Source organism: Sodaliphilus sp. (assembly GCF_045598405.1).
Lineage (GTDB): Bacteria > Bacteroidota > Bacteroidia > Bacteroidales > Muribaculaceae > Sodaliphilus > Sodaliphilus limicaballi.
On the sequence record NZ_JAZLLZ010000195.1, the window covers coordinates 1 to 6,546 of the forward strand.

The window sequence follows — 6,546 nt, forward strand, 5'->3', positions numbered from 1 at the left end:
GGATTGGGGAAAGGGGCAGTGTGCCCGCTCGTGACAAAAACACACAGAACTTAGCACGTTGCCACCGATCCGGCCAGGCGATGCCCCTCTAACGCGTGCAAAAACGTTAACAAATTTTATACTGCGGATTTGAGGATATAAAGAAACTTTTGCACTAATGGAAAAATTAAAATTAGAGACATTTGATGCTGTCACAGGAAATATCGGCAAGATAGCCGAACTGTTTCCCCAGTGCGTAACCGAACACATGAAAGACGGCAAAGTCGTTCGTGGCATCGACTTTGAAAAGTTGAAAGCCGAACTCTCTAACGACGTGATTGAAGAAGGAGAGGAACGCTATCAGTTTACATGGCCCGAGAAGCGCAAAGCCGCACACTTGGCAAATACATCAACTACAATGACTCTGCGCCCCTGTCCTGAGGAAAGCGTGGACTTTGACAATACAGAAAACCTCTACATTGAGGGCGACAACCTCGAGGTATTGAAATGCTTGCGCGAAACCTACCTTGGCAAGGTAAAGATGATTTATATCGACCCTCCCTATAACACAGGTAACGACTTCGTGTATAATGATGACTTCGCACAGTCACGCGAGGATTTTGAGCAGCAAAGTGGTCTCTTTGATGAGGAAGGAAACCAAACTATTGACCCAATGCAGCGCAATCTGGAAAGCAATGGCCGTTTCCATACAGATTGGCTCAACATGATGTACCCTCGTCTTAAAGTCGCTCGCGATCTGCTCACAGATGATGGCGTTATCTTTATCTCTATTGACGATAGAGAAGTTGAAAATGTAAAGAAAATCACCGAAGAATTATTTGGTAATAGAAATTTTTTAGCACAAATCGTTTGGGAAAGAGCCTATTCTCCTATTAACTTAATGAAGCATTTTTCTCCTTCACATGATTTTATATTATGTTATGCAAAAGATATAGAAAAAGCTTTATGTAATGGCATACCTAGAAGCGAAGAAGCTAACAACAGATATTCCAACCCTGATAACGATCCTAGAGGGGTTTGGAAATCCAGTGACCTTTCTGTAGGCCCTGCAGTCCAAGAAAATATTTACCAAATTACAACGCCCTCCGGGCGTATTGTAGAGCCTCCAGCTGGGCGCAGCTGGAGTCTCTCGAAAAAAGCTTTTTTCGAGAGACTCCAAGACAATAGAATATGGTTTGGTCCTAATGGAGACAATGTTCCATCTATGAAACGTTTCCTTTCTGAATTAAGAAAAACAGGGGTTACACCAATGACTATTTGGAAATATACAGAAGTTGACCACTCTCAGGGCGCTACCCAAAAACTTGCAGCACTTTTTGATGGTAAAAAATATTTCGATTATCCAAAACCTGTTGCTCTAATTGAAAGATGTATTCAACTATATACTAATAGTGGAGATATTATCCTTGACTTCTTCTCTGGCTCATCAACTACCGCTCATGCAGTCATGAAATTAAATGCAGAAGACGGAGGAAACCGCACTTACATCATGGTACAAGTACCTGAAAAGACTGAAGAAAATAGCGATGCTTATCAAGCAGGATATGAAAACATCTGTGAGATTGCAAAGGAACGCATTCGTAGAGCAGGTAAGAAAATCAAGGCTGAGTCACCATTGACAACACAAAACCTCGATACTGGTTTCCGCGTTTTGAAACTTGATAGTTCTAATATGGCTGATGTATATTATCAGCCTAATGATATTAGCAATGCCGACTTGTTCTCGCTGGCGGACAACCTGAAAGCCGACCGCACGAGCAATGACTTGCTGTTCCAGGTTATGCTCAGCCTGGGCATCGAACTTTCTGCCAAGATTGAGTCAAAGTCGGTCAACGGCAAGGAAGTGTTCATCATGAACGATGGCTTCCTTTATGCTTGCTTTGACAAGGACGGGAACGAAAGCGTAATTACCGAAATTGCAAAGGCTAAGCCTGTTTATTTCGTTATGCGTGACGCTTCAGCGGCTACCGACAACGTTATTGACAACTTCGACCAGTTGTTCGCTAATTATTCACCCGACACTGTCTGCAAAATTATTTAAGCCGTGAAGTTCAAATTCAAAATTCAGCAATACCAAACAGACGCAGTAGAATACACTGTGAATGTTTTTAACGGTCAACCCGCCCGGGATATGGCTCACTACCGCATTGACTTAGGCAAGCGGAATGGTCAGATAACATACGAAGGAGAGGACTCGGGATTTCGTAATGCCGACATCGAACTCAGCAAGGCTGACTTGCTCAGTAACATCAAAGACGCACAGGTCAAAAACCTCATCAAGACAAGTAATGCGTTATCTACTGGCATAGCCGACCTCAACCTCGATATTGAAATGGAAACCGGTACTGGTAAGACTTATGTCTATATCAAGACTATGTTTGAACTCAACCGCCGCTATGGCTGGTCGAAGTTCATCGTCGTCGTGCCGAGCGTGGCCATACGTGAAGGTGTGGCTAAAAGTTTCCAGATGCTTGAAGAACACTTCATGGAGCAGTATGGCAAAAAGGCTCGCTGGTTTGTGTATAACAGCAGCAACCTTCAGCAGCTCGATGCGTTCTCACAAGACAGCGGTATCTCTGTAATGATTATCAACACGCAGGCGTTTGCGGCATCACTTAAGGAGGGTGGACGCTCAAAGGAGAGCAAGATTATCTACAGCAAGCGTGATGAATTTGCCTCTCGCCGTCCTATTGACGTGATTGCAGCCAACCGCCCAATCATTATTATGGATGAACCGCAGAGAATGGAAGGTGCTGCAACGCAAAGCGGACTGAAGCGTTTCAAACCGCTTTTCTCCCTCAACTACTCGGCTACACACAAGACCACGCACGACACCGTTTATGCGCTTGATGCTTACGATGCCTTCAAGGAAAGACTCGTTAAGCGTATTCAAGTGCGAGGGTTTGAGGTAAAGAACCTGCGAGGCACTACCGACTATATCTACCTTGACAACATCAAGTTGTCGCCAAAGGAACCGCCTATCGCGCGCATTGAACTCGAAGTGAGAAATGCTGCTGGTGCAATACGCCGTGAATTAAAGTCGTTCAATGTGGGCGACAGTTTGGAGAAAGAGTCTGGACTTAAAGCATACGATGGTTACACCGTTAGCGAAATTAATCCAGTAAGTGGCTATGTTTCGTTCTCTAATGGCGCAACAATCTATCGAGGTCAAGTGATTGGCGACAAGAACGAGGAAGCTATGCAGCGTGTGCAGATTCGTGAAACCATCATGGCACACTTTGAAAAGGAAAAGGAATTGTTCGCTCGTGGCATTAAGTGCCTATCGCTTTTCTTCATCGACGAGGTGGCTAATTATCGCCAATATGACGAGGACGGCAACGAGGTGAAAGGCAAGTTCCAGCAGATTTTTGAAGAAGAATACAAGCGTATCTGCTCTGAAAATATCACTGCCTTCAATACTCCATACGACCAGTATCTGCAGAAGTTTAGTGCCGAGGATGTACACAAGGGCTATTTCTCAATCGACAAGAAAGGTCGCATGGTCAATAGTAAGGTTACAAGAGGAACCGATACATCGGACGACATTCCTGCATACGACCTGATTCTCAAAAACAAGGAACGTCTGTTGAGTTTCGAGGAACCTACTCGCTTCATATTCTCGCACTCGGCTCTCCGTGAAGGATGGGACAATCCTAACGTATTCCAAATATGCACTCTGCGACACTCAAATTCTACGACCAACAAGCGTCAGGAAGTGGGCCGTGGTTTGCGTATTTGCGTTGATAAAGACGGTATTCGTCAAGACAAAGAAACCCTCGGTGAAGACGTTCACAATGTGAATGTGCTTACCGTTATCGCCAATGAGAGTTATGCAGACTTTACAAGCGCATTGCAGCGTGAAACCAGGGAAGTACTGCGCGAACGCGTTGAAAAGGCTACGCCCGAATATTTCACTGGCAAGAGAGTTACTGATGTCGATGGCATGGTAAGAGAAATCACGCCTCAGGAAGCAAGCCGCATCATCGTTTATCTTGAAGATAACGATTATATCGATGCCGACGGCTTCCTTACCGAGGCTTACCACAAGGCTTATGCCGATGATAAATTGGCTGAACTTCCAACGAAACTGCAGCCGATAGCAGAAGATGTGAAGAAACTTGTACGTTCTATCTTCGACAAGAAAGTCCTCGATCAGATGGTGGAAGAAGCAGGAACAACCACCGAGGAAAACAAACTCAACGAGAACTTTAATAATGAACGCTTCCAGCAGCTCTGGAACGAGATTAACCATCAATATGTTTATACCGTTCATTATAACAGCGTTGAACTCGTTGAGAATGTAATTAGAAACTTGAACCGAAATCTTTCTGTAACTAAACTGCAGTATGTGCGTGTAATTGGCAACCAGCAGGATGCTACCACCTTTGGACAAACACAAACAAAAACCTCCGACCTGAAGGATGTCACTACTTCTATCGTAAAGTATGACCTCGTTGGAGATATAGCCAAAGGTGCAAGACTTACTCGTAAGACTGTAGTGCAAATTCTTCAAGGTATCGGAGATAATATCTATATGTTCCGCGAAAACCCCGAAGAATTTATACGCAATGTAGTCAAAATCATAAAGGAAGAAAAAGCTACAATGATTGTTGAACACATTACCTACAATCAAACCGAAGGACGATATGACAGTAGCATCTTTGTGCCTGAGAGAAAACTTAATATCAAAAAGGTTATTGAGGCACAGAAGCATGTCACACCGTATGTGGCATTTGACAGTGAGGGGGAACATGAATTTGCACAAGCACTCGAAAATGCTCAGGAAGTTCAAGTTTACGCTAAACTCCCTCGCAAACTGCAAATTCCTACTCCTGTAGGTAATTATGCCCCCGACTGGGCAATAGTTCTGACGGAAGGTAGCGTTAAACACGTTTTCTTCGTCGCAGAGACCAAAGGCTCTCTCGACGGCATGGAGTTGCGTGGTGTTGAAAAAGCTAAGACACAATGTGCAAAGAAACTTTTCAACAGCCTCTCAACATCAAAGGTAAAATATGGTGTTGTAGATAAGTTTGAAAACCTCTACAACATCATCAACGCTATAGATTAAATTTACTGTAAAAAAGGACTTATTATGAAAAAAATATTATTATTGATTTCCCTTTTTTTAGGAATCACATTAATTTCTTGTAATAATAAAGGAGCAAATAGCAAGAATAATAAATCAGAAGAAGAACTTGACACCATCTGGAACGACAGAGTGCAAGAGACCTTCTTTGATGTTACTTTTGGTGATTCTATTAATGATGTCATAGCCAAATTAGAAAAACATGGGTTTTATTACAAAAAGAGCAATAGTACTGATGTTCTATTACATTTCTCCTCTAAAGAGAAACGCTTTTTCTCATTTGGCAATATGAATTGGGAAATGTTGGATATCTTCGCATCTAATGGAAGATTTGATGGTATCAGGTTTATGAATGCCTCAGATGATAAAGCTTCGGCTCTAAATAATTACAATAACATTAAAATAGCAATTGAAAATAAATATAGTCTAACAGAGGTCACTCTCAATGACACTACCATATATGCATCGTCAATGGTCTTCGGTAAAAATCAAACCGTAGCTGAGGTAAGTTGCTATAGATATGAAACTATTAGTGGTAACATAAAGATAGGAACAGATTTAACATATTACTCTTTGAAAAATTTTGCTGGTCCAAATGATGAACTTTAAATAAATTTTATCATACATTTTCTCAAGCGCATTACCGCTATGGTGAGTATTCATCATGGCGGTGCGTTTTTTAGGGACCAAGGTAAGGCTGCCCGAGGGAACCCTTGGGGCTTATCTTTGACTCTGTGTTAATAAACCGCTGGCGCGGTGGTTAATGGTTATGGGTTAGAGGTTAAAGACGAGTTAGCATTCATCTTGCATCTATTGTGGTTGCCGACCGATGGGCATTGTAACCGCTGTGCGGTGGTTATTGGTTATAGTTTATTGGTTATTGGCAGTGCTGTGTTGCTTGCGGATTTTATCTATTGTTTCTGTTCTATTGTCGTGTCCCTATTCACTTGTACCTCGTCCCTTTGCTACTATTCATAATCATTCGCATCGTCTTGTTCCGTTTTCGCTATCGTCATATTCGTTGCCTCATAGGAAGTTTCATTTGACAACTTAGCTGCCCCCTGCGCCTGTATTTTACTTCACAAAGTTACATCGTCGTTCACTGGTTCAAATACGAGACACGTTTGTCTAACAAAATGACCGCAATGCTTAGAAAAAATGAGACGCGAGGTCTAATTTTTTCTACATTTTCTTGCCAAATATTTGCCCTTGCTCTCTTGCACGCTGTTGGTCTTGTTCGTAAAAATTAAATAGCGCGGAAGCGCACATTGTTAAACAAATAAAACTTCCTTATTATGAGTTACGAATTTATGACATCGGCTTTCACTTCTCAGACTGTAGCAAACAATCAGAATATCCGCCGCAGCGGACTCAAGTTCTTCACAGTGGAAATTACCGATTTCGACAATGAGACAGAAACTTTTGAAGTTGAAGCCCGCAGCGCATCTGACGCAGCACAG

At 42.5% G+C, this 6,546-nt stretch carries 3 protein-coding genes; all 3 read left to right on the forward strand.

Translation table 11 applies throughout. The features are described from left to right. The first annotated feature begins 157 nt into the window (after window positions 1–157). From ACKI3C_RS12745 to ACKI3C_RS12755, 3 genes are read left to right on the forward strand one after another with little or no spacing between them, the layout of a single operon-like run. A complete protein-coding gene (locus tag ACKI3C_RS12745) occupies window positions 158–2,041 on the forward strand; it encodes a site-specific DNA-methyltransferase (RefSeq protein ID WP_407405663.1) in 1,884 nt (627 codons plus the stop codon). Window positions 2,042–2,098: 57 nt separating this feature from the next. Beyond that, window positions 2,099–5,068, forward strand: coding sequence for a type III restriction-modification system endonuclease (locus ACKI3C_RS12750; RefSeq protein WP_407405665.1), 2,970 nt, complete (start codon window positions 2,099–2,101; stop codon window positions 5,066–5,068). Between the two features lie 24 nt (window positions 5,069–5,092). Further along, the gene (locus ACKI3C_RS12755) at window positions 5,093–5,695 is read left to right on the forward strand and encodes a hypothetical protein (RefSeq protein WP_407405667.1); all 603 of its coding nucleotides are present in this window, start codon (window positions 5,093–5,095) and stop codon (window positions 5,693–5,695) included. The last annotated feature ends 851 nt before the right edge of the window (window positions 5,696–6,546 follow it).